The sequence below is a fragment of the Pontibacter saemangeumensis genome (assembly GCF_039541895.1).
GTDB classification, from domain to species: domain Bacteria; phylum Bacteroidota; class Bacteroidia; order Cytophagales; family Hymenobacteraceae; genus Pontibacter; species Pontibacter saemangeumensis.
Map to the genome: position 1 here is coordinate 25,548 of NZ_BAABHC010000039.1, position 25,403 is coordinate 50,950.

Below are 25,403 nucleotides of genomic sequence, written 5' to 3' on the forward strand. Positions count from 1 at the left end.
TGGTTTATTCAAAATCTCTCTCCTGTGGCAGGTTTGACGACTGTGTCTGGGAGAATGGTACGTTTTGCGGAATATAGTCCTCAACTGAACCTGGCTTGCTATAGTCGTATGGCCATCGGTAAACGGCAGGAATCTCTCCTGGCCAGTTACCATGCCCTGGCAGCACCGGAGTAGTCCACTCCAGCGTGTTAGAGTGCCATGGATTGGTTGTTGCCTTCCGGCCGCGGTACATGCTGTATATGAAGTTGAACAGGAAGATAAACTGTGCGGAGAAGCCGAGGATAGCAGAGATACTGATGAACGTGTTCATATCAGAGAATCCGTTGAATACCTCAAAGCCTGTCCAGGCGTAGTACCTTCTCGGGAAACCGGCGATGCCGATGTAGTGCATTGGCATGAATACCAGATACACAGCCAGGAAGGTCAGCCAGAAGTGCACGAATCCCAGCTTGTCGTCCATCATTCGTCCGAACATTTTCGGGAACCAGTGGTACACGCCCGCGAACATGCCGAAGAAAGCCGCAGCGCCCATCACCAGGTGAAAGTGCGCCACCACGAAATAGGTGTCGTGCAACTGGATATCGAGCGCGGAGTTACCCAGGATGATACCGGTAAGTCCACCGGAGATGAACAGCGACACAAAGCCAACTGCGAACATCATGGCAGAGGTGAAGCGTATATTTCCTCTCCAGAGGGTAGCCAGCCAGTTAAATACTTTCACCGCCGATGGCACCGCAATGATCAGCGTCAGGAACATAAAGACGGAGCCCAGGAACGGGTTCATACCCGTCACGAACATATGGTGCGCCCACACAACGAAGGACAGTACTGCGATACCGATCAAAGAACCAATCATCGCTCTGTAACCAAAGATCGGCTTGCGGGAGTTGGTAGCGATCACCTCTGATACAATACCGAATGTTGGCATGATCACGATGTATACTTCCGGGTGACCCAGGAACCAGAACAAGTGCTGGAACAGAATAGGGCTACCGCCTGTGTTCGCCAGGGCCTCTCCAGCGATAAAAATATCAGACAGGAAGAAGCTTGTGCCAAAGCTACGGTCGAAAATCAACAGCAGGGCAGCAGAAAGAAGAACAGGGAATGCGAGCAGGCCCAGAATAGCCGTAAAGAAGAAAGCCCAGATCGTGAGCGGCAGCTTCGTCATTGACATTCCCCGTGTGCGCAGGTTAATTACCGTGGTGATATAGTTCACCCCACCCAGCAACTGCGACACAATAAAGAGGGCCATACTGATCAGCCACATCGTCATTCCCCCTTTGGATCCTTCGATTGCCTGTGGCAATGCGCTCAGCGGCGGATATACCGTCCAGCCACCCGCGGCTGGGCCTGTCTCCAGGAACAGCGAGATAAAGAGTATAACACTGGAAAGGAAAAAGATCCAGTAGGACAGCATGTTCATAAAGCCCGATGCCATATCACGTGCCCCGATCTGCAGCGGAATCAGGAAGTTACTGAAGGTACCGCTAAGGCCTGCTGTCAGCACGAAGAACACCATGATGGTGCCGTGCATGGTCACCAGCGCCAGGTAAAACTCCGGGTTCAGTTTTCCGTTTTCAACCCAACCTCCAAGGATAGGCTCCAGAAAGGTAAACGTTGCCTCCGGCCAGCCCAACTGCAGGCGGAAAAGGATCGACAGGAAACCTCCTATAAAGGCCCAGGCTATGCCCGTAAAGAGAAACTGCTTTGCAATTACCTTATGGTCCTGGCTGAAGATGTACTTCTCAATAAAGCTTTGGTCGTGATGATGATCATGCTCCTCGTGCGGATGATGTACATCTTGGTCGATGGTAATATCTGTACTCGACATAGTCAACAGTATTTATATGCTACAACTCAGTTTTTACTTCCTCTGCCTTCTCCCCTGCCTTTGCATCAAGTGCCAGATCCTTGGGAGCCTCAGGAGCGAATTTAGCCAGTACATTCGGGTTATTCTCTATGAATGCCGGCTGCTCTGCCAACCATTTCTCGTAATCCTCTGGCTCGTCTACCACCAGCAGGTAGCGCATGGCGAAGTGCCCGCGCCCACATACTTCCGTACAGGCAAGCTCATAGTTAAAGTCAGGATTGCCCGTCTCATTCCGCATTTCGTCAGTGGTTTTGGTAGGGACAAACCAGAATTTTGTGGGCATTCCCGGCACGGCATCCATTTTCAGGCGGAAATGGGGCAGGAACACGCTATGGATCACGTCTCTTGATCTTATCTTAAGCAGAACCGGCTTGCCCTTCGGCACATGAATCTGGCTCGGGTTGATGATGTCATCCATTGCATTCGGATCACTGAAGTCTACACCAAACTCATTCGTTGCATCGATCAGGGTGGTTTTGGCCACGCCTAACTTCCCGTCAGCACCTGGGTAGCGCACCATCCAGCTAAACTGCTTGCCCATTACCTCCACCACGACCGCGCTCTCAGGGGCGGCGCTTGTGATCTTGGTCCACGTCTTCCAGCCGGCAAACACCAGCAGCGCCATCACGATGGCAGGGATCATCGTCCAGATAATCTCGACTTTGTTGTTGTGCGGGTAGTAGTATGCGCGCTTGTTGTCCTTGTGCTGGTACTTATAGGAGTACCAAAACAAGAGAATCTGGGTGATAGCGAACACTATTCCGATCACGATCATAGTCGTCCAGAACAGGCTGTCAGTCCAACGGCCATGCACGGAGGCAAGCGGCTGGTTCATCCCTTCCCATGAGTCTGCAAAAGACCAGATGAAAGCGGCGCTTCCCCCAATCAGGAAAAGCAGGAGCAGCATGCTGTTGACGCGGTTACTCGTAGGCGTAGTGCCCGGAGCCCGCTCCGTGGAGCCCCTGAAGATGGAGGCAAGTGTCCCGATCCGGAAAAGGAGGAACAGGATGACCAATAAAAGAACTATGGATAAAACTATTGCGATCGTAATCATTATATAACGCTTTTAGTATAATCTCTAAACATGATGGTGAACACTCTCCTCAAGGAAAGGATGGTTAAGCGGCACCAGGGAAGCTTTTGTCAGTCCTTTTGTAAGTGCCAGCAGGAATATACCCAGGAAAGTGAGGGCGGTCCCTATTTCGATGAATCCAATGCCTGCACCCGCACCCATTGTTCCCGGCATCATCATCATGTAGAAGTCTAACCAGTGTCCTACCAGGATGGCAATTGTCACTAACTTGAGCATGATCATCTGTCGCTTCGCATCTCTCGTCATGAGAACAAGGAAGGGGAACACAAAGTTTATAATAAGATTGGTAAAAAACACCCATTTATATATGCCCCCGTTTCCACCAAGGCGCTCAATAAAGTAGATGGATTCTTCCGGTATGTTGGCATACCAGTACAGCAGGAACTGCGAGAACCATATATAAGTCCAGAAGATGGAGAACGCAAAAACATACTTACCCAGGTCGTGCAGGTGGTTCGTGTTCACCATGCGCAGATATCCGTTCTGCTTCAGCAGGATAACGGTTAGCGTAATGGCAGCAAGCCCTGAGACAAACCAGCTGGCAAATACATACCAGCCGAACATGGTGGAGAACCAATGCGTGTCAATGGACAGTACCCAGTCCCAGGCTGATGTAGAAGATGTAATACCGAATACTACCAGGAACATCGCTGAAAGGCGGATGCTCTTGTGATAGTAGTCCGTGCCTCCGTACAGGTCCTCGTTGATGGAGTTCCTTCGCAGCCACATCGAGAACAGGATCCACAGCGCGAAGTAGACAATCATCCTGATCAGGAAAAACGGCGTGTTCAGGTAGCCTGATTTACCGGCAATGATCGGGTCATACTCCGGGCCATCCACAACATAGAGCCCCTCGTGCGTCCAGTGGAAGATATCGTGTGATCCGAACAGGTACACCAGCAGCATGATTACCCCACCAATAGGCAGGAAATAACCCATTGCCTCCGGCACCCTTTTTATAAGGGTAGGCCAACCGGCATAGGCGACATAGTTGAAAGCCACGAAGAACGTACCGATCAGGGCAATGCCTGTAAAGTAGACATTGTTCATCCACAGGTTCACAAAGAGGCGTGTGGTCCAATCTGCTGCTTCGTGCCCCGCAGCGGCGGCCTCATGGCCTTCCGCATGGTGTTCCCCTCCCCCGCCTGCGGCCATAATGATAATACCTGCTATAAGTAAAACTACACCTACAGCTATCATTAAGAAAAACTTGTTGTTCGTTTTTCTGGTAATGATGAGTCTTTCTTCTGTCATTATCCTATAATATTATGCCTTAGACTTAGTTTTTAGGTGTTTCTTTCGCTGGAGTATCTTCTGGTGTGCCAGTCACAGGATTATCCGTGATTGCCTCGCCGCCAGCCTCATTTTCCGTTTGCTCCGTAGTGGCTACATCAGCGCCGGCGCCTTTCTGAAGTTGCTGCACGTACATCACTATTTTCCAGCGCTCCGTCGGGTTCACTTGCGAGCCATATGGCATCATGCGACCCCTTCCCTGCGCAATCACATAGTATATATGCCCGCCCGGCAACTCAGCCACACGCCCGGCATTGAAGGAAGGTACCCCTTTGTACTTCACACCGACCAGCCCCTGCCCGTCGCCCTGCTCCCCGTGGCATGGTGCGCAGAAACGGGAGTACAACACTTTACCCTGGGCTATATTCTCTTCGTTCGCCTCCAGCGGGTTTTTCAGTTCCGCGCCGGCAGCCTCTGCCGTCTCTTCCGTCAGGTACAGGTTATATCCCTGCTTGCCCCTGGGCACTGTTCCTTTTGCCGGCTCCCGCATGTTCATGCCGCCCGGATTATACTTGTTCTCCTTGATCTGAGAATAAGGTTCCAGCGGAATGGAGTGATACATGTCCGGTGCATATTCCAGCCCCGGGTCCTGCTCATTGCCACATGCAAAGATTACTGCCGATGAGAAAAGCAGCGCAGAGGCCTGTAATCCTATTTTCGTAAATCTTCTCATTATTTTACTACCTCCTTCTCATTAACCTCCACGGCTCCGTTAGAGCGCAGCAGTTTATTTAAAGCCGAAAGATCCGTTACACCCTCTTTTACCTCAATGGCCATCACAAACTTATCGTCCGTGGAGCGCTTATCGAACACATTCACCCGCAAGGACGGCTTCAGCCTTTGTACAATAAAGAAGGCGATCACCATGCTGAAGGCAGCGAAAAGCACCGTCAGCTCGAACGTTACCGGTATGAAAGATGGCAGCGCGATGTGCGGCTTACCGCCGATGATCATCGGCCAGTCAAAACCCAGCATCCATATCTGCATCCAGAGCGCAAAGCTCATCCCTGTCAAGCCTCCGAAGAAAGCCACAATCGGCAGCCGGGAGCGCTTGATGCCCAGCACGTCATCGATGCCGTGGATCGGGTACGGGGAAAATACGTCATATATCTTTGTGCCGGCAGCACGGACATTCTCGATGGCGTGTAGCAGCACATCTTCGTCATCATATATGCCAAGAACAAACTTCTTATTCATGTCTGTGGTCTGTATTTGTGTTCAAATCTTTGTCAGTGCTGTGCATCGTGTCTGCATGCGTGTGTGTCACTCCTGAGGAAGACTTCAGAATGGCTTTTACCTCAGCCATATTCACTACCGGGAAGAACTTTACGAAAAGGAAGAACAGTGTGAAGAACAAACCAAACGTCCCGACATATACGCCCACGTCAATCATGGTAGGAGAGAACATTGCCCAGGAAGAAGGCAGGTAGTCGCGGTGCAGGGAGGTTACGATGATCACGAAACGCTCAAACCACATCCCGATGTTCACGAAGATAGAGATGATAAAGGTTGCCGTCAGGCTGCGTCGGATTGACCGGAACCAGAACAGCTGCGGCGTGATCACGTTACAAGTCATCATCGACCAGTAAGCCCACCAGTAAGGGCCCGTCGCGCGGTTGATAAAGGCATATTGCTCGTACTCAACCCCGGAGTACCAGGCGATAAAGAACTCGGTGGTGTAAGCGATACCCACAATAGAGCCGGTGGTGATGATAACCTTGTTCATCGACTCGATATGCTCCAGCGTGATGTAGTGTTCTAACTTGAACACTTTCCGGGTGATGATCATCAGGGTAAGCACCATTGCGAATCCGGAGAAAATGGCACCGGCCACAAAGTATGGCGGGAAGATCGTTGTGTGCCAGCCAGGTATCACAGAGGTTGCAAAGTCCATGGATACGATCGTGTGCACTGATAGTACCAGGGGTGTTGCCACACCGGCAAGGATCAGGGACACTGTCTCGTAACGTGACCAGCCTTTCGCCGATCCCGTCCAGCCCAGCGAAAGGGCAGAGTAAGCTCTTCGCGCTATTGGCCCAACCGCACGGTCGCGGATGGTGGCAAAATCAGGGATAAGTCCGATATACCAGAAAACAAGCGATACGGAGAAGTAAGTGGAGATGGCGAACACGTCCCAAAGCAGCGGCGAGTTAAAGTTCACCCAAAGCGAGCCGAAGGTGTTTGGCAACGGAAGCACCCAGTAGGCCAGCCACGGACGCCCCATGTGAATTACCGGGAACATGGCCGCACAGATTACAGCGAAAATGGTCATCGCCTCGGCTGCGCGGTTGATGGAGCTTCTCCACTTCTGGCGGAACAGGAGCAACACCGCGGAAATCAGCGTACCGGCGTGACCGATACCTACCCACCACACGAAGTTGGTGATGTCCCAGGCCCAGCCCACGGTTTTGTTCAGGCCCCACTCCCCTATACCGAACCACACGGTGCGGTAAACGGAGTAAAAGAAGATAGCCAACCCTACTAAAGATATAGCAAAGGCAGCCGCCCAACGCGGGTTGGGCTTTGCCTCCACCTGCCGGCAAACATCTTCTGTGATGTCGTGGTATGTTTTCCCCCCCGTTACAAGAGGCTCTCTTATCGGAGATACATGCTGCATAACGCTCTCGAATTATATTTTAAGCTAAATTTCTAATTTTCGTCAGGTACGTTACGTTTGGCTGCGTGTTAAGCTCTTCCAGCACGTGGAATGCACGCTCGCCCTGCTCACGCGCCAGTATCTGAGACACGCGGCTTTCCGGATCAAGCATGTCGCCGAATACGATGGCCTCTGTCGGGCACGACTGCGCGCAGGCTGTCACGATCTCACCGTCTTTCGGCCTTCTGTTCTCGCGCTTTGCCTCCAGTTTACCAAGCTGCACACGCTGTACGCAGAAAGAACACTTCTCCATCACACCCCTGGCTCTCACCGTCACGTCCGGGTTCAGCACCATCTTGCCCAGGTCGCTGTTCATCATATAGTTCTCATTCGCGAACTTATCGTTGTTGAAATAGGCGAACCAGTTGAAGCGGCGTACTTTATAGGGGCAGTTGTTGGCGCAGTAGCGGGTACCCACACAGCGGTTATACACCATTTGGTTGATGCCTTCCGAGCTGTGCATGGTGGCGGCAACCGGGCAAACCGTTTCGCATGGAGCGTGGTTACAGTGCTGGCAGAGCATCGGCTGGAAGATGACCGAAGGGTTTTCGGCCGGGTTCTCCATTTCAGCGAAATCGCCTTCCTCATGTTCCACGGCACTGTAGTACCTGTCGATGCGCATCCAGTGCATGTCGCGGCGGTTCAGCACTTCGGCCTTCCCTACCACCGGCACGTTGTTCTCGATATGGCAGCTCACGGTACAGGCCCCGCAACCAATACAGGAGTTCAGGTCGATGACCATGCCCCAGTGGTGGTTCTTGTACTCGTAATCATCCCAGAGCGATATAGTGGCTGGTTTTGCCGGTCCTTCCTTGGTGGCAATGCGGATGTATTCAGTTACCTCCTTTGGGTTCTCTTTGTACTGTGCCAGCGAGCTTTCCTGCACGACCAGACGGTCCATGATAGTATGGTGCGTCTGCGTCTGCGCTATCGGAGAGACTGCACCCGTTTTCTCGATCGTTACCGGTCCGGTATACAGGACGGTATTGTCCACAACCGTCATGATCGGGAAGGCACTTGCGCCCAGTCCCTCCGCTACCGGCATCGACTCCAGGCTTCGGCCGTAGCCCATGGCAATGGCCACCGTGCCGTTCGCCTGACCTGGCTGCACCAGTACAGGAAGTTCAAAGTTCTTGCCGCTCGGTGTCGTTACCTTCACCACGTCGCCCTGCACCAGCTCCATCTCCTCCGACATCCGCTGCGGCATGGCTACATAGTTACCCCAGCTCGCTTTAGAGATCGGATCGGGCATTTCGTGCAACCACGGGTTATTCGCATACTCACCGGTGCCGATGCTTACTTTCTCGTAAACAACAGCCTCAATGGCAGCGGCCTTCACTGGTTTTGCGACAGGAGAAGCCGCCGTGAAATTGCTGTTCACCGTGAGCATGGTCGCGCCGGTCTCCAGCACGCCATCGTGCACCGACTGCTCCCAGAAGGTATTGAAATCGCCTGCCGGCGCTATTTTCCGCCAGTTATTGCGGATGTATTCGTAGTAATTCACGTTGTTGCCACCCCAGGTCAACAGGCTGTCCTGCATCTGGCGCGTCAGGAAGATCGGGCTGATCGCTGGCTGGGTAAGGCTAAGCGATCCCCGGCGCGGCTCGTTGTCGTTCCAGGATTCCAGGTAATGGTGATCCGGGGTTACGTAGTCCGCTAACAGCGCAGTTTCATCCACCCGCTCAGAAAATGACACTTTCAACGGCACTTTCTTCAGGCCGGTAACAACTCTTTCTGACAGGGGGTGGTCGTATACCGGATTTGAATTATAAAAGAATATCGCACCTACCGTACCGGCATTCATCTCCTCTATCAGGCGGATCATGGCCGCATCGTTACCCTGCTTCACAAAGTAAGGCTTGTTGGCATCGATGGTGGAGCCTGCCGCACCCAGTGAATTGTTGATGGCGGCGACCATGGCCTGTGTGCCCGGATCGTTGGAGCCAGACACGACCAGGGCTTTCCCCTGGTTTGCCTTCAGTTCTTTAACAGCAGCGGCCAGCGCTTTCGCAGCGGCGGCAGGAACATTGCCTGCGCCCCCCTGGCCAGTGATGCCGTTATAGAGTGCTGTGATTACGGCAGCCTCCTCAGACGGCTTGATCGGGACACGCACATCTGCGTTTGCGCCAGTCACGGAGTAACTGGTCTCGAACTGGTAATGGCGCGACATGGTTGGGTTCTGGGCAGTTACTTTCCTGTTCTGGATATACTGCTTGGCAAAGGTGGTAGGAGCGATCCAGGTGCCGAGGAAGTCAGCGTTCACGCTGAGGATTACCTGGGCATTGCTGAAATCATATCCTGGCACAACGCCGCCGTTGGCACTCAGCAAACCATAGGCTGAGTTCGCATCGTAGGTCACGTGCTCGAAACTGCCGAACCGGGAGCCAAACTCGCTGATGAGCTGCTTGGTCGACGGGCTGATGATGGTTGAAGACACAAAAGCCACTTTGCCGGTTGTGCTACCGAGGCGGGAAGTGATTTCCTGGTCAACCTGCGCCCATTGGGCTATTTTGCCTTTGATGAGCGGGGTTCGCAGCCTGTTGTTGTCATACAGGCCCAACAAAGAGGCCTGTGCCCGTGCGTGCGTACCTAGCGGCGTGAGTGCGGAGCTCGGGTTTGGCTCTACTTTTATTGGCCTTCCCTCCCGCGTTTTAACAAGGATACTGTTGTAGATACCGCCCTGGTAATAGGTAGTGGCGTACCAATTGGCCACGCCCGGCTCTACGTCTACTGGCTTATTCAGATAAGGAATCGCTTTCCGAACCGGTGCCTCGCAGGAAGCCAGCGAAACCGCCGCCAGGCTAAAGCCCATCAGCTTCAGGAAGTCTCGTCGCTTCGTTTTGCCATTCAAAGCCCCTTCGTCGTCACTGGTTCCCTTAACAGGAAGGAATTCTGGAAACTCGTTATGAGCATGCTTAGCGAATTCCGGAGTGTTCTCTAACTCCTCAATTCCTCTCCAGTATTTTATTCTGTTTTGCATATTATATGTAGAAAACTCGAATCTTTATCTAAAATAGAATTAATTAATAGTGACACTTAGAGCATTCTGTACCACCATTCGACGAAACAGTGAACGCACCCTTGGAACTTGACTCGTGCAATTCCACCAGTTTGTCGTAATAGCCGTTTCCTTCTGTGTTAAGCGGGGTTTCGCGGTGGCAATCGATACACCAGCCCATGGTAAGCGGTGAATACTGGTATACCACATCCATTTCCTGGATAGGGCCGTGGCAGGTCTGGCACTCGATGCCGCCCACCTGGGTGTGCTGCGAGTGGTTGAAGTAAGACAGGTCTGGCAGGTTGTGGATGCGAACCCACTCAATCGGCTGGCCGCGCTCGATCGCTTTGTATATCTTCTGAATCTCAGGGGACTCCTTCTTTATCTGGCTGTGGCAGTTCATACAGATATTTGCAGACGGGATGCTGGCGCTCTTGCTTTTATATACCGTGGTGTGGCAGTAGTTACAGTCGATCTGGTGTTCGCCGGCGTGCAGCTTATGCGAGAAAGCGATTGGCTGTTTAGGCTGGTAGCCTTCCTGTATGCCGATTCCCATGGCCGTATCCCAGGTCAGATCCAGCAGCACCACCACAAAGATGAGCACCACGAGAGTCCGGACAGCCTTTGATTTATATATCTTGGAGAAGTCGAAGCGCTGGTTCACCACTTCGTTGTCGTACTCGTTCAGCTTGCGATTGGTGTTCAGGTAGTTCTTCAGCACCGAGGTGATCAACAACAGCGTCACCACCAGCACGATCAGCACCAGGATCAGCACCACCAGCACGATATCGAGGTAACCGCCCACGGCACCAATGGCATCTGAACCCACACCCTCACCCGGAGCCTGCGCCACATCAGACCCTACGGTGGCAGGCACCGCAGCCGCCGAGGCGGACGCCTCGATGTAAGTGAGGATAGAGGTGATCTCGGCGTCAGTGAAGTTGAACGACGGCATTGCCTGCTTGTTATACTCGTTATATACGGCAATGGCATCGGCGTCCCCGGACTGGATGAGCGCCTGCGAGTTCCTGATCCAACTGTGCAGCCATTCCTGGCTCCTCCTTTGGTTCACACCCTGCAAACCAGGTCCCACGATCACGTCAGAGCCGGCAGAGTGACAAACGGCACAGTTATTTTTAAATAACGCATCTCCTGCCTCTACAATGGCGGCGTCATCAACAGGCAATCCGCCCGTACTTGCAGCTTGCGCGGCTCCTTCCGCAGCCCCCGGCACCACTCCCTTTTGAGACACTTCTGCCTGCTCGCTGGCCTCCTGGGCATAAGCGCCAAAAGAGACCACCAATGCAAACAAGAAGACGAGGAAAACTTTGATTTTTGTTTTAACTATACAGCTAATCATTGCCAAGATCTCTTGTATGTGTTTAGTATGAGGTAAAATTACTTTACGGCCACAAATCTACTATGCGAATTCCATTATTCAAACAGAATAAGTTTATTATTTCCCCCTGGTGGAACCATGCGTATAAATGCTGTTAAAGTGCGTATATAATTGTGTTTTTACCCTGATTTAGGCTGTTTTATTTAGAACAGTTTTAAATAAAGGATGCTTTTTACAGCTTCTGCTTGTATAATTTTTATCATATTTTATCCTTTCTTTGTTCTTAATCTCAGCCGCTGTTGCTCTACTTTAACAGCGCTGGGTTGCACTTGTTTTCCGCCACATTTTAGGCATTAAAGTACAAGGTTTTTCGTTCGCCTGACACCTTTATATATATAAGCAGCCATTAGGATATATAGGAAGACCTTAATCTCTTGCTTATTCTGTGGCTGTAGTCTGCGAAGGGCAACAGCCACAGATGCAAATTCTTGTGAAACATTTGCTTCGAAGATAATTAACCTATACCTTTGCAGGCTAAAATTAAATACACAATCGAACCGATGGAATTGAAAAATTACGAAACGGTCTTCATCCTGACGCCTCTCTTGAACGAGGTGCAGATGCAAGAAACGGTCGAGAAGTTCAGACAGGTGCTTAAGGAAAATGGCGCCGACATTATTCACGAAGAGAACTGGGGTCTTCGTAAGCTTGCTTACCCAATCCAGAAGAAATCCACGGGTTTCTACCACCTCGTTGAATTCAAGGCACCCGGCACCGTGATCGATGCTCTTGAGCTGGCTTATCGCCGTGATGAAAAAGTTGTTCGTTTCTTAACGACTGCCCTCGACAAGCACGCTGTGGCGTACAACGAGCGCAGAAGAAACGGTGAATTCAAATCACAAGCAAAAAAAGAGGAGGTTAAAGCATAATGAGCTTAGTTAACGAAAGAGTACACAAGCAAGATAATCGCCAGAAATACTGCCGCTTCAAGAAGAGCGGAATTAAGTATATCGATTATAAAGATGGTAACTTCCTGCTGAAGTTTGTAAACGAGCAGGGGAAGATCCTTCCTAGGAGACTGACAGGCACCAGCCTGAAGTTCCAGCGCAAAGTATCGCAGGCTGTTGCCAGAGCAAGACACCTCGCGATCTTGCCTTATGTTGGAGATTCTTTAAAATAAGGAGGGGACAAGATGGAAGTAATACTTAAAGACGACGTAAAAAACCTTGGTTACAAGAACGACACCGTATCTGTAAAACCAGGTTATGGCCGTAACTACCTGATCCCGCAGGGGCTGGCAGTTATCGCTGATAAATCAAACAAGAAAGTGGTAGCGGAGAACATCCGCCAGGCTGCCCACAAAGCCGATAAGATCAAGAACGATGCCCAGGAGATTGCGAACAGCATCGGTGACATCACGCTTGAGATTCCGGCCAAAGTTGGTGAGACTGGTAAGATATTCGGTTCCGTAACTACCCTTCAGATCTCGGATGCCTTAAAAGCTAAGGGTATCGAAGTGGACCGCAAGCGCATTTCTTTCGATCAGGATGTGAAGACTGCCGGTGAATACACCGCTTCTATCAACCTGCACAAAGAGGTGAAGCACCAGGTTAAGTTTAACGTGGTGGCTCAGTAAGCGCATCAAAACGACTACGACCAAGCGTCCTGCCCCACAAAAGGCAGGACGCTTTTTTTATATATACTTGAAGGGCGCTGACTTCTCCAACCCCCCCCGCACCCAGGAGGGACAGGGGTGGTTGGACCCGGTACAGCAACATATTCTTTCGTATACACACCATATATTCATCCATATATACCCCATGTTCCGGACAGAGATACAGGTTGCCCCCACTGGATTACAGCTTTCGCTCCAGGACAAAGTACTGACGGTCGGCTCCTGTTTTGCAGAAGTGATCGGGGACCGGCTGCAGCAGAACAAAGTGGACGCGCTGGTGAACCCCTTCGGAGCGATCTTCAACCCGCTCTCCGTTTGCCTCTTGTTACAGGCCGCTGCCGGCCAGCCCTACGGTTTTGAGCAGCACCTGGTGGAGCAGAACGGCATCTGGTACGCCTATGACCTTCACTCCTCCCTCTCCTCCCCTGCTAAAGACGACCTGCTGCAACAGATAGAGGAAAGGCTGCAGCGAACCAGGCATTACCTGCAACAGGCGTCGCTGCTCATTGTCACCTTCGGCACCGCCGTGGCATATAAGCTGCACGCGGGAGGCAAAGTGGTTGCGAACTGCCACAAGCTGCCTGCCCGGAACTTTGAGCGCGTGCTGCTGCAAACCGGGGAAATGCGGCAGGCGTTCGGGCAGACGCTCGCCCTGCTCCAACAGCTTAACCCGGCACTGAACGTGTTGCTGACGGTGAGCCCTGTCCGGCATATAAAGGAAACGCTTCCCTTAAACGCTGTGAGCAAAGCAACGCTGCGGGTGTTGTGCCACGAGTTGGCAGAAGCCAGTACCCATGTGCAATACTTTCCTGCTTTCGAGGTGATGATGGACGACCTCCGCGACTACCGCTTTTACAAAGAGGATATGATTCACCCGACAGAAGTGGCTGAGTCTTATATATGGCAGAAGTTTGTGGGGGCTTGTTATGACAAGCGCTTCCATCAGTTTGTGGACGCGTGGCAGAAAATACGGCGTGCTGTGGCGCACAGGCCGTTTAACCCGCAATCGGAGGCGCACCAGGCCTTCCTGCGAAACACCTTGCAGCAACTCACGCAATTGGGTGCGCAGTATAACATAGAGACGGCGGCAGAGGAGAAAGCCCTGCGCGACCAGCTGCTGTAGGGAATGTAGCTGGCTGGTGCGTAAAACTAAGGCTTGTATCCGGCAGTATATATAGATTATACCAATGCCAATGAAAACGCTACTTCTCTGTTTCTTACTGTCCCTCGTAACGCTTTTCGATGCGAACGCGCAGGCACCTGTCAACGACCTGAGCATCTTCTTAGGGAAGCTGCAAACCTATATAGCCACGCATCCCCGGCATATAGAGCCGAGAATGCCTATCGCCAAACCCGAGCCTGGCAACCCTCCGGCTCCCATGCCCTCGCTTGATGTAGCCGGATATATGGAAGACCCTGAAACCGGCCTGCGCTATTATGCTGCTTATGATAAGATAGTGGATCCCGAAACAAAATACTCCTTTCATGTGGCTACTATGAAGATTACCTTGGAGCCTATCAAGGAAACAGGAACAGCCTATAAAAAGCAATAGGCTTCGCCACAGCCAGGCTAATCTCCTGTATGCCTTTTTACATTTGAAACCAATATAACTGACAACCACCTCCACCGGACACAGCCGGCACAACCACCAGACAACCATGGCAGAAGACAGAAAACCCAACCGCCTCCTGAACGAAAGCAGCCCGTACCTGCTGCAGCACGCCCACAACCCCGTGGACTGGTACCCGTGGGGCGAGGAGGCGCTGCAGAAGGCCAGGCAGGAGGACAAGCCCATTTTGGTGAGCATTGGCTATGCCGCCTGCCATTGGTGCCATGTGATGGAGCACCAGTCGTTTGAGAAGGAGGAGATAGCGGCGGTGATGAACGCGCACTTCGTGTGCATCAAAGTAGACCGGGAGGAGCGCCCGGATGTGGATGCGGTATATATGGATGCCGTGCATGCCATGGGTTTGCAGGGTGGCTGGCCGCTCAACGTTTTCCTGAACTCCGAGGCCAAGCCGTTTTATGGCGGTACCTACTTCCCGCCAAAGCAATGGGTGGGCCTGCTGCAGAATATCGCCGAGGCTTACCAGAAAGACAGGGAGAAACTGGACAAGTCGGCGGAGCAGTTTGTGGAGCACCTTAACCGGAGCGAGCTGGAGAAGTATGGCCTTGGCCAAAGCAACTTCCATGTGCGCGAAGACGACTTCAAGCTGATGGGCTATAACTTCAGCACCCGCTTCGACCGGAAGCTGGGTGGGCTGGGGCAGGCGCCCAAGTTCCCGATGCCCACCAACTACCTGTTCCTGCTGCGCTACCACCACCACACCTCCGACCAGACCGCTTTGAACCAGGTGAACCTGACGCTGCGCGAGATGGCCTACGGCGGCATCTACGACCAGATCGGCGGCGGCTTTGCCCGTTACTCTGTGGATGCCGAGTGGCTGGTGCCGCACTTCGAGAAAATGCTCTACGACAACGGCCAGTTGGTAACCTTATATGCCGAGGCGTATCAGGCTACACGTGAAACATTGTACCATGAGGTGGTATATGAAACTATCCGGTTTGTGGAGCGGGAGCTGATGAGCCCGGAAGGCGGCTTCTATTCTTCGCTGGATGCGGACAGCGAAGGCGAGGAAGGCAAATTTTACACCTTCACGAAAGACGAGCTGCACGAGATACTCGGCAGCGAGGAGCCGCTCTTTTCCAAGTACTACCACGCCACGGCGGCAGGCAATTTCGAGCATGGCCGCAATATCCTGCACCGCCGCACCAGCGACGAGGAGTTTGCCAGAGCGCATGAGCTGGAGGTAGAGGTGCTGCAGGACATGGTGCAAAACTGGAAGAACAAACTCATGGAGGTGCGGGCCAAACGCATCAGGCCAGGGCTGGATGACAAAATACTCACCTCCTGGAATGCCCTGATGCTGAAAGGGCTGGCCGATGCCTACTATGTTTTCGGCAACGACCACTTCCTGGACCTGGCGCTGCGCAACGCTAACTTCCTGCTTCAGAACCTGAAGAGAGGTGAGAAACTGTACCATAACTACAAGCAAGGCAAAGCTACCATAGACGGGTTCCTGGAAGATTATGCGTACCTTATCCGTGCCTTCACCCGGTTATATGAAGTAACCTTTGACGAGCAGTGGCTGCAGCAGGCGAAGCAGCTGACGGACTACACGCTGGAGCACTTTTTTGACGAGGGAGAGGGCCTGTTCTTTTTCACCGACCAGAGCTCGGAGAAACTCATTGCCCGCAAAAAGGAGATCATCGACAATGTGACGCCTGCCTCTAACTCCGTGATGGCCACCAACCTGCACTTCCTCGGGCTGTACTTTGATGAAGACCGCTATATATCCCTCTCCAACGAAATGCTGGCAAAGGTGAAGGACCTGCTGGTGAAAGAACCCTCACACCTGAGCAACTGGGCCACGCTGTACTTCCACAAACTCACGCCAACCGCAGAAGTCGCGATTTCAGGCAAGGAAGCCGCCCGGATGCGGGATGAGCTCAGCGCGTTTTATATCCCCAACATGATCCTGCTGGGCACCAGCAACGGCCAAAGCAAGCTGGCTTTGCTGGAGGATAAAGTGGCGCTGGATGGGAAGACCACCATCTACGTCTGCTACAACAAAACCTGCCAGTTGCCGGTGCACAACGCCGCCGCCGCACTGGAGCAGCTACAGGGCATGCAGCAGAAAACTAAATTCCCACCGCTCTAAACACCCCTCTATATAAACAGGGCAGAAGTAGATCTCCCCTGTTTATATAGAGGAAGCGCCTCATCTGATTTACAGCGCGCTCATCCTTCGCACCGTCTCATCAATCTCATCCCGGTTCGCCAGCCGCGCTTTCTCAGACCGGCCATACCCTACTTCCAGTTCACCGGCCACGATGCGTTGCAGGATGTTGTCGGCAAATTCGTCTACCGGCACGCCCATGGTATGAATGCCCACCCCTCCCAGGTCCGTGTCAACGGCGGGCGGCACTATTTCGACTACCTGGATACTGGTGTTGGCTAGTTCATGGCGCAGCGTCATCGTAAAAGCATGGAGCGCTGCTTTGGTGGCACTGTAAACCATTGCGAAAGTACCGGGTGTAAAAGCCAATCCCGAGGATACATTCAGAATGGCTGCGTTTTCCTGCTGCCGCAGATGCGGTATAAACAGTGCTGACAAATGGATAGGCGCCTCCACGTTGATGGCAATCTCCTGCCGCCGCACCGCCCAAGGCTCCTGGTCCTCCAGAAAGCGTACCCTCCGCTGAATGCCGGCATTGTTCACCAGCACATTCAGTTTTGGGAACTCCCTTGTTGCCCATTCAAATAACGCCACACGCTCCCCATCGTCCGCCACATCGCATGTGCGGGTGTGTAGGCCCGGGCATTTCGCTTTGGCCTCCTGCAGCTTGTCTTCCCTTCTGCCGCAAATAATCACCTCGCTCCCGGCCCGCAAAAAACGCTCCGCCAAGGCAAAACCAATGCCTGTGGCACCTCCTGTAATCAGTATGGTATTTCCTGCTAACTTCATGTTTCTCCTTTATCTTAAGTGTGATATGATATCCCCGCCACCGTGTTTAGATTATGCTTGCCTTTGCTTAGCTCTAACGTTTGTACTCCAAACTATGGCCCTGGGGTTTCTGTTCTGATCATATACCCTACACTTTTAGTCGCTGGAATATAGCGCTTCACATTATGGCCCCGAATGCTTAAATTTGAGGATCATAACGAACCCTTTACCTTACACCTCACATGAATAAACGTACTTATCTGAGTATGTTACTGGCCGCAGCGCTGGCCCTCCCTTTAGGCAAGGCGCAGGCGCAGGACAAAAAAGAAGAAGCGAAGTGGAACGTGGAAGCCCAGCACGGCCCGCAGAAAGAAGTGACCGTTACCACCACCGAAGGCACCTGGATGAGCGTGGACGTGAGCCCGGACGGCAAGGAGATCATCTTCGACATGCTCGGCGACCTTTACATCATGCCAGCTTCTGGCGGTAAGGCGAAGCTCTTGCGCAGCGGCCGCGCGTACGAGGTGCAGCCCCGCTTCAGCCCGAATGGCCAGTATATCTCCTTCACCTCGGATGCCGGCGGCGGCGACAACATCTGGGTCATGAAACGCGATGGCTCTGAGGCCAAGCAGATCACGAACGAGAGCTTCCGGCTGCTGAACAACGCGGTCTGGACCCCCGACGGCGAATACCTCGTGGCCCGCAAGCACTTCACCAACACCCGCTCGCTGGGCGCCGGCGAGATGTGGATGTACCACCGCACCGGCGGAACGGGCGTGCAGCTCACCAAGCGCAAAAACGACCAGCAGGACGCCGGGGAGCCTGTTGCCTCACCTGACGGGAAGTATATCTACTTTTCGGAGGATATGAGCGGCGGCTCCACGTTTGAGTACAACAAAGACCCGAACGGCCAGATCTACGTGATTCGCCGCGTAGACCGTAACACAGGAGAGATCGAGAATGTGGTGACCGGAAACGGTGGCTCTGTGCGCCCGGTGATCTCCCGCGACGGCAAGCAGATGGCCTTCGTGCGGCGCGTACGCACTAAGTCGGTGCTGTTTGTGCACGACCTGAAGACCGGCGAAGAATGGCCTATATATGATAACCTCAACCACGACCAGCAGGAAGCCTGGGCAGTTTTCGGCCTCTACCCCTACTTCTCCTGGACACCGGACAACAAGCAGATCGTTTTCTGGGCCGGCGGCAAGATCAACAAAGTGGACGTGGCCAGCAAGCAGGTAACGAACATCCCGTTTGAGGCGACAGCCACGCACCAGATTACGGACGCCGTGCGCCACGACCACAGCAAAGAAGGCTTGTCGCCGAAGCAGTTTACAGCCAAAGCCATCCGCCACGCCGTTACTTCCCCAGACGGCAAGACGCTGGTGTTTAACGCGGCCGGTTATATATACAAAAAGGAATTGCCCAACGGAAAGCCGGAGCGCCTTACCAAGGGCCAGGACTTTGAGTTCTACCCATCCTTCTCGCCAGACGGTAAATCGATTGTGTATACCACCTGGAACGACGAGAACTTCAGCAGCCTGTATAAACTGGACCTCCGCAGGAAGAACGCAAAGCCAACCAAGCTGAACACCGAGAAAGGCTTTTACAACGAGCCGGTATTCTCGCCAAACGGTAAGTACATCGTGTATACCCGCGAGGGCGGCAACAACCACCAGGGCTACGCGCACAGCAACGAGAAAGGCATTTATTATATACCTGCCGACGGTGGTAAAGCTACGTTGGTGCAGAAGAACGGTTCTTCGCCGCAGTTCAGCGCCACCTCCGACCGCATTTTCTTCACGGGCCGTGCCGGTGATAAATACGCCTTCAAGAGCATTGACCTGAACGGCAAAAATGAGCGGACGCACTACACCTCCACCTACACCGACCAGTTCTACCCTAGCCCTGACAACAAGTGGATCGCTTTTGTGGAGCTGTTTAACGGCTATATCGCGCCGTTCTCTGACAACGGGGCCGGTCTGGAGCTGAGCGCTGAGACAAAAGCCGTTCCGGTTGCCCGCTTCACCCGCGACGCCGGCACCAGCATCCACTGGTCCTCGGACAGCAAGAAAGTGAACTGGGTGTTGGGCGACGAGTATTTCTCGAACGACCTGAAAAACCGGTTTGCCTTTGTACCGGGTGCGCCGGATACCCTTCCTACCATCGACACCACCGGCACGAAGATCGGGCTGATGCTGAAAACCAACATTCCGGAAGGCAAAGTGGCCTTTACGAACGCCCGTATCATCACCATGAAAGGCGATGAGGTAATTGAAGGCGGCACCGTGGTCGTGGACGGCAACCGCATCGTGGCCGTCGGAAAAGACGTGCAGGTGCCGAAGGACGCCAAAGTGATCAACGCGAACGGCAAAACCATTATGCCGGGCATCATAGACGTGCACGCGCATATGGGCACGTTCCGGTTAGGCATGAGCCCGCAGAAACAGTGGTCCTATTATGCCAACCTCGCTTACGGCGTCACCACCACCCACGATCCTTCTTCCACAACAGAAATGGTGTTCAGCCAGTCGGAGGCGGTGAAGTCGGGTGCGATGATCGGTCCGCGCATCTACTCTACCGGTACCATTTTATATGGCGCTGATGGCAATTTCAAAGCCGTGATCAACAGCCTCGACGATGCCCGCTCGCACCTGCGCCGCCTCAAGGCAGTGGGAGGCTTCTCGGTGAAGAGCTACAACCAGCCACGCCGCGAGCAGCGCCAGCAGGTCATTCAGGCGGCCCGCGAACTGGATATGAGCGTGTACCCGGAGGGCGGTTCCACCTTCTTCCACAACATGACCATGGTATTGGACGGCCATACCGGCGTGGAGCACAACATTCCGGTGGCACCGCTTTACAAGGACGTGATAGAGGTATGGAAAGCATCTGACTCCGGCTACACGCCAACCCTCATCGTGAACTACGGTGCCGTGAACGGGGAGTACTACTGGTACCAGCACACGAACGTGTGGGAGAAGGAGCGCCTGCTCAAGTTCACGCCGCGCTCTGTGATCGATGGCCGCTCCCGCTTCGTGACGCAGGTGCCGGAGGAGGAGTACCAGAACGGCTACTTCAAAACCTCGGAGGCCTGTAAAGCCCTGACTGACAACGGCGTGAAAGTAAACCTGGGAGCACACGGCCAGTTGCAAGGTTTAGGGGCGCACTGGGAACTCTGGATGCTGCAGCAGGGCGGTATGACCAACCATGAGGCATTGCGTGCGGCGACAATGAACGGGGCTGAATACCTGGGCATGAGCAAGGAGATTGGCTCGCTGGAACCAGGAAAGCTGGCTGACCTGATCGTGCTGGACAAAAACCCGCTGGAGAACATCCGGAACTCAGAGCACGTGCAGTACACCATGGTGAACGGCCACCTGTACGATGCCGCCACAATGGCCGAAACCGGCAACTACGACAAGAAGCCGGGCAAGTTCTGGTGGGAAAACGAGAAGTACGCCACGGCGTTTGATTGGCACGAGGGCACCAACACCCGCTTCGAAGGCATTGCCGGAGAGCACTGCACCTGCCGCCAGTAAGTAGCAAAATCATATATAAACAGGAGCGCCACCTCATTTGGGGGGCGCTCCTGTTTATATATGGCTGTTTATATATGCCTGTCTTGAGAACCTCGCAGCGTACGCAGTTCCTGCCAGCATTTGTTAACAGCTGCTTTTGCTTCGAAGCAAATCAGACGCTCGCGGGAGTTGCGCACGCTGCGAGTTAATACTGATCCTACGAAGCGATCGATTTGGATCTAGTCGCAACTACCGCAATGCTTAGCCCCATCACGGCTATTACTGTGAATGAAATGCGCAGGCTGGTGGCACCCGCGATAAACCCGATGAGCGGCGGCCCGATGAGGAAACCAAAGAAGCCGATGGTAGACACGGCGGCCAGTGCCACGCCCGGCGACATCACTTTCGATTTCCCGGCGGCACTATATAGCAGGGGCACCACCGCCGATATACCGGCTCCAACCAGCAGGAAGCCCACAATGGCAGTATACAAATGCGGTAAAAGGACGGCAATAAGCAAACCTGATGCGGTCAGGACGCCGCTTGCCTGCAGGATGCGCTGCAACCCGAAACGACTTGTAAACCAATCGGCTACAAAGCGGGTACCGGCCATGGTGCACATAAAGGCGGTGTAGCCCGCGCCGATCCAGGCATTTTCGGCTCCCAGCACCTTCTTAAAGTACACACCGCTCCAGTCGAACATCGCACCCTCGCAGATCATGGCAAAAAAGCATATAACTCCCAGGTCAATCAGCGATTTATCCGGCATCACAAAAATAGGTTTATCGGCATCCGTGTTCACATCTTCGCGCAGCACAAAGCGTGAAGCAAGCGCAATGGCCACAATAGAGAGGGCCATGATCAGGAGGAAGTGATGGAACGGGGAAACGCCTTCCCCGATCATCAGTGTACCGATCGCGGCACCGGTAAATCCGGCCAGGCTCCACAACCCATGGAAAGAAGCCATAATGGATTTTTGGTATAAAGCCTCCACGCCCACCCCCTGCGTATTCACGGAGATGTTCATCAGATTCCCGCCAAAGCCAAACACAAACAAGGCCATTACCAGTTGCAAAGGGCTTGTGGCGTAGCCAATGGCCACCAGCGTTGCGCAGTATAAGACACCTGCAGCCAGCAGGACGCTGCGGCTTCCGACTTTCGCGATCATCCACCCGGCCAGCGGCAGTGAGAGCAGCAAGCCTAAAGGTAGTGCCAGCAGCACCCCGCCCAACGCAGTTTCCGACAAACCCATTTGCTGTTGGATGGTAGGGATGCGGGAGCCCCAGCTGGCAAAGGAGAGTCCCTGCAGGGAAAAGAAGCAGCCAACGGCCAGCCGGTGCACCCGCCTCGGCTGATTTTGAACTGATGTGGAAGAGAGCATTCTATATATAAAAGCGTTTTGCAGATGTGCCAAACTGGCAAACCGCAAAATTAAGAACTTTAAAAGCACAGCTGCTAAAGCACCTGTAAAGTAAATGTAAAAGATGTATATGGGGGCTCGTTGCCAAACCCGTTGCAAAGATGGTTTTTACATAGTAAACAGGATAATTCTGGCGGCTCCTATAGGCTACCTGACAATCCTTCACCTGATCACCGCTGCCAGCACCCGCTTGATAAGCTCGTCCTGCTTGCCATCGTGCCAGCGCCACACCACCACGATATCGTGCTCCGGATCCACCCATATAGTGTTCTGGCCCGCACCCAAAGCGGCGTAACTGGTTGTAGGAGCGCCTGGCCACGCTTCCCCTCCGGTGTTCAGCCACCAGAGGTAGCCGTAATCCGGCCCAACGAGACCTCGTTTTGTGGTTGCTTCCTGCACCCACGCCTCCGAAACCAGTTGCTTGTCTTTCCAGCGGCCGTTGCGCAGGAACAGGTAACCGAAGCGGGCTTCGTCTCGGGTGCTGATCCAAAGGCCGCCGCCCCAGCGCGTGCCGCCACTCACGGATGGCATCTCCTTGCCGTTGATCACAACATTGGAGTTGCGGTAAGGCACCCATTCCCAGGAGTCAGAGGCACCAATCGGGTCCATGATCTCGTCTTCCAGCACCTCGGGCAGCGGCTTTTCCCAGAGGCGCAGCAGCGACAATGCCAACCGGTTAATGCGCACATCGTTATATTCGTAAAAGGTGCCGGGCTCCTGCAGTTCACGCGGCTTTCGCTCCCCGCGCCCATATTCCGCGGCGCCCACAAAATCGTGCTTCTTGTCCCAGAGTTCTCCTTCCCACTCCGAGGTTTGCCGGGCATGGTGCTCCCAGGTCACCTTCCGATTCTGCTCCGAATCGTAGCCGCCGTCCTTTATATATTTTACCACCGGGTCCTGTAGGTCATTTATCATCCCACGGTCCAGGGTCAGGCCAAGAATAGTGGAGAGGAAACTTTTGGCTACGCTGTAGGTGGGGTCAGGCTGTTCGGTGTCACCCCACTCCGCCACTATATAGCCGTCTTTCAGGATGATGCCGTTGGTGCTGGCTCTGTCGGCGGGCAAAGGGCCGAGCATCTTCCCAAAGATATCTTCCTGCGTAGCGAAGTCTTTCGCCATCTGCTGCGTTTCCTGTGTTTTGGCCCAGGCGACAGCTTCTTCCAGTTTTGCAGCGTCCAGCCCTACCTGTTCCGGCGTCCGCCGCTCCCAGTCGTCTCCCTCGCCCGGGTAATATACAGCAGCTGTAAGTTGTTGCGAAGCCGGTGTGGTATGCGTTTGCGTGGGCTGTTGCTGGCACGAAAGCTGGCTCAGCCCCAGCAACAGCAGGAGAAAATATTTCCGAATCATATATAAAATGCGCTTTAGGAAGGCAATTTACAAAGTTTTGGCTGCAAGCTTTTCTTTGTACAAAAAGGAAAACATTACTGCAGGCACACCGGTACTTATGTGTACCACTACAGAACGTATATATGGTACAGATACAGGTATACTCCGACTTCGTTTGCCCTTACTGCTTCTTCGGGGAAGTGGTGCTGGAGCGGGCCTTAAAAGGCATGGAAGACCAGGTGCAGGTAGAATGGATGCCGTTTGAGCTCCGTGCATACCCCACCCCCACACTGAAACCGGAAGATGATTATCTGCAAAGCACCTGGCAGAACTCCGTATACCCGATAGCCAGCCAGTTGGGTATAAAAATGGTGTTGCCGAAGGTGTCGCCGCAGCCACATACGCACCTCGCTTTTGAAGGGTATCAGTATGCCAGAGAGAAAGGTTTGGGAGAGGCCTATACGCACCGTATGTTTACGGCCTTTTTTCAGGAGGAGCAGGACCTGGGGGATATAAACGTGCTGGCAACCCTGGCAAAGGATGTAGGGCTGGAGGAGGCGGGGTTCAGGGAGGCGATCGAATCAGGCAGATACAGGGAGGCCCATCAAAAAGCGCTGCAGCACGCCTATAAGGAAGCTGGCATAACAGCAGTGCCTACTTTTATCATCGGAAACAAAAAAATACAGGGTCTGCTGCGTGAAGAGGACCTGCGGAAAATAGTAGAGCAGGAATTGGCGTAAACACCAAATTCCTGCTCTACTATATAAATAATAAATTACCAGCCGGAGCCGCCTCGCCGGCCGCCCAATATACCCCCCAGCAAGCCTCCCAGGCCACCGGATTTTCTTACATTACCATAGCCTTTTCTGCCGTTCAGCCCGCCCAGGATAGATATGATGGAGCCGAGCCCGCCGCCGCTGCGGTACATGCCGCCACCCATGCCACCGCCCATCATGCCGCCTCCTAACAGGCCGCCGAGCAAGCCACCGCCCATGCCGCCCATCATACCACCGCCATAGCCCCTGCGGCGGCCGCCGCTCAGGAGTTTCGCGATCACGAAAGGAGCCGCAATGCCGATTATGCCTTGCACCATTTGCGGTGAGATACCCGCATTTTTAAACATATCGCCGAAGCCGTTCTTGTTCAGGAACGACTGTGACGTCGGGTCTTCGCCCTGCTGCTGTGCTTCGTCGGCCTTGTTCACAAACTGCTCCAGAATGCTGTATTGCTTCTGGTTCACGCCCAGGTAATCGGCCATTTGCTGTATCTCTTTCTGCTCTTCCGGGGCGTAATGTCCGTCTGCCTTTGCAAAGCTGATGATGTCTGTGATGAAGGAGAACCGGAGTTGGCTGCCTTTCAGCGTATCCAGGCATTTCTGCACATTGATCTGTGACGGGTTCCTGGCGATCTGCACCACCTCCTGCTGCACATTTTCCGGAAGCTCTGCCGCCTCGCCCAGCAGGCTCAGAAACTCAAGCTCTTCCTCTGATGTCTTGCCGTCGGCTGACGCCATGCTGGCCAGCGCCCCAAAATATGCCCCTTTTTCCTCTATAGCGTAATCCTTAAGTAAGGTTGTTTGTTCCTGTTCCATTTGCTTTCATAAGTTTATGTATGCCTTGTATTAACGGCCTATCACCAAGGCGGGTTAGGGTATATAGGCATTTACAGCAAAGGCTTCGGGCAGATCAACACAGGCAATCCTGATA

Annotated in this window: 20 protein-coding genes; 8 read left to right on the top strand and 12 right to left on the bottom strand. The window is 53.4% G+C overall.

The window, feature by feature from the left end:
* Positions 1-4: 4 nt before the first annotated feature.
* From ABD920_RS22635 to ABD920_RS22670, 8 genes are read right to left on the bottom strand one after another with little or no spacing between them, the layout of a single operon-like run.
* A complete protein-coding gene (locus ABD920_RS22635) occupies positions 5-1,831 on the bottom strand; it encodes a cytochrome c oxidase subunit I (protein ID WP_345162639.1) in 1,827 nt (608 codons plus the stop codon).
* A gap of 19 nt (positions 1,832-1,850) precedes the next feature.
* Positions 1,851-2,924 (bottom strand): cytochrome c oxidase subunit II, encoded by a 1,074-nt coding sequence (locus ABD920_RS22640; protein WP_345162641.1) that lies wholly within the window; start codon positions 2,922-2,924, stop codon positions 1,851-1,853.
* 24 nt (positions 2,925-2,948) lie between these two features.
* A complete protein-coding gene (locus ABD920_RS22645; RefSeq protein ID WP_425568682.1) occupies positions 2,949-4,217 on the bottom strand; it encodes a quinol:cytochrome C oxidoreductase in 1,269 nt (422 codons plus the stop codon).
* Between the two features lie 25 nt (positions 4,218-4,242).
* Entirely contained in the window at positions 4,243-4,929 is a 687-nt protein-coding gene (locus ABD920_RS22650) for a c-type cytochrome (RefSeq protein ID WP_345162645.1), read from the bottom strand.
* On the bottom strand, positions 4,929-5,453 hold the full coding sequence (locus tag ABD920_RS22655) for a DUF3341 domain-containing protein (RefSeq protein ID WP_345162647.1): 525 nt from the start codon (positions 5,451-5,453) through the stop codon (positions 4,929-4,931). Before ABD920_RS22655 ends, ABD920_RS22650 begins: the two co-directional genes overlap by 1 nt.
* A complete protein-coding gene (nrfD, locus tag ABD920_RS22660; protein ID WP_345162649.1) occupies positions 5,446-6,873 on the bottom strand; it encodes an NrfD/PsrC family molybdoenzyme membrane anchor subunit in 1,428 nt (475 codons plus the stop codon). Before nrfD ends, ABD920_RS22655 begins: the two co-directional genes overlap by 8 nt.
* 19 nt (positions 6,874-6,892) lie before the next feature.
* On the bottom strand, positions 6,893-9,892 hold the full coding sequence (locus ABD920_RS22665) for a TAT-variant-translocated molybdopterin oxidoreductase (RefSeq protein ID WP_345162651.1): 3,000 nt from the start codon (positions 9,890-9,892) through the stop codon (positions 6,893-6,895).
* A gap of 43 nt (positions 9,893-9,935) precedes the next feature.
* Entirely contained in the window at positions 9,936-11,270 is a 1,335-nt protein-coding gene (locus tag ABD920_RS22670; RefSeq protein ID WP_345162653.1) for a c-type cytochrome, read from the bottom strand.
* Positions 11,271-11,809: 539 nt separating this feature from the next.
* Here ABD920_RS22670 and rpsF point away from each other — a divergent pair.
* The 6 genes from rpsF to ABD920_RS22700 all read left to right on the top strand — a co-directional run bounded on the left by rpsF (position 11,810) and on the right by ABD920_RS22700 (position 16,647).
* Positions 11,810-12,178 carry a 30S ribosomal protein S6 gene (gene rpsF, locus ABD920_RS22675; RefSeq protein ID WP_345162655.1) on the top strand — a complete coding sequence of 123 codons (369 nt, stop codon included), beginning with the start codon at positions 11,810-11,812 and terminating at the stop codon, positions 12,176-12,178.
* Positions 12,178-12,429, top strand: coding sequence for a 30S ribosomal protein S18 (gene rpsR, locus ABD920_RS22680; protein ID WP_161889224.1), 252 nt, complete (start codon positions 12,178-12,180; stop codon positions 12,427-12,429). The genes rpsF and rpsR overlap by 1 nt, the downstream gene beginning before the upstream one ends.
* A 12-nt stretch (positions 12,430-12,441) precedes the next feature.
* A complete protein-coding gene (gene rplI / locus ABD920_RS22685) occupies positions 12,442-12,885 on the top strand; it encodes a 50S ribosomal protein L9 (RefSeq protein WP_345162658.1) in 444 nt (147 codons plus the stop codon).
* 184 nt (positions 12,886-13,069) lie between these two features.
* On the top strand, positions 13,070-14,047 hold the full coding sequence (locus ABD920_RS22690; RefSeq protein WP_345162660.1) for a GSCFA domain-containing protein: 978 nt from the start codon (positions 13,070-13,072) through the stop codon (positions 14,045-14,047).
* Between the two features lie 70 nt (positions 14,048-14,117).
* Entirely contained in the window at positions 14,118-14,477 is a 360-nt protein-coding gene (locus ABD920_RS22695) for a hypothetical protein (RefSeq protein ID WP_345162662.1), read from the top strand.
* 106 nt (positions 14,478-14,583) lie between these two features.
* Positions 14,584-16,647, top strand: a complete 2,064-nt coding sequence (locus ABD920_RS22700) for a thioredoxin domain-containing protein (protein ID WP_345162664.1) — start codon at positions 14,584-14,586, stop codon at positions 16,645-16,647.
* A 69-nt stretch (positions 16,648-16,716) separates the two neighbouring features.
* On the opposite strand, the gene ABD920_RS22705 is transcribed toward ABD920_RS22700, so the two are convergent.
* On the bottom strand, positions 16,717-17,454 hold the full coding sequence (locus tag ABD920_RS22705) for an SDR family oxidoreductase (protein WP_345162666.1): 738 nt from the start codon (positions 17,452-17,454) through the stop codon (positions 16,717-16,719).
* A gap of 245 nt (positions 17,455-17,699) precedes the next feature.
* Here ABD920_RS22705 and ABD920_RS22710 point away from each other — a divergent pair, with 245 nt between their 5' ends.
* Positions 17,700-20,972: an amidohydrolase family protein gene (locus tag ABD920_RS22710; protein WP_345162669.1), complete on the top strand. Its 3,273-nt coding sequence runs from the start codon at positions 17,700-17,702 to the stop codon at positions 20,970-20,972.
* 196 nt (positions 20,973-21,168) lie between these two features.
* On the opposite strand, the gene ABD920_RS22715 is transcribed toward ABD920_RS22710, so the two are convergent.
* Positions 21,169-22,332: an MFS transporter gene (locus ABD920_RS22715; protein WP_345162672.1), complete on the bottom strand. Its 1,164-nt coding sequence runs from the start codon at positions 22,330-22,332 to the stop codon at positions 21,169-21,171.
* 201 nt (positions 22,333-22,533) lie between these two features.
* On the bottom strand, positions 22,534-23,718 hold the full coding sequence (locus ABD920_RS22720) for a serine hydrolase domain-containing protein (protein ID WP_345162674.1): 1,185 nt from the start codon (positions 23,716-23,718) through the stop codon (positions 22,534-22,536).
* A 122-nt stretch (positions 23,719-23,840) separates the two neighbouring features.
* On the opposite strand from ABD920_RS22720, the gene ABD920_RS22725 reads away from it, so the two are divergent.
* Positions 23,841-24,437, top strand: coding sequence for a DsbA family oxidoreductase (locus tag ABD920_RS22725; RefSeq protein WP_345162676.1), 597 nt, complete (start codon positions 23,841-23,843; stop codon positions 24,435-24,437).
* A 35-nt stretch (positions 24,438-24,472) separates the two neighbouring features.
* On the opposite strand, the gene ABD920_RS22730 is transcribed toward ABD920_RS22725, so the two are convergent.
* A complete protein-coding gene (locus ABD920_RS22730) occupies positions 24,473-25,288 on the bottom strand; it encodes a tellurite resistance TerB family protein (RefSeq protein WP_345162678.1) in 816 nt (271 codons plus the stop codon).
* Positions 25,289-25,403 lie beyond the last annotated feature (115 nt).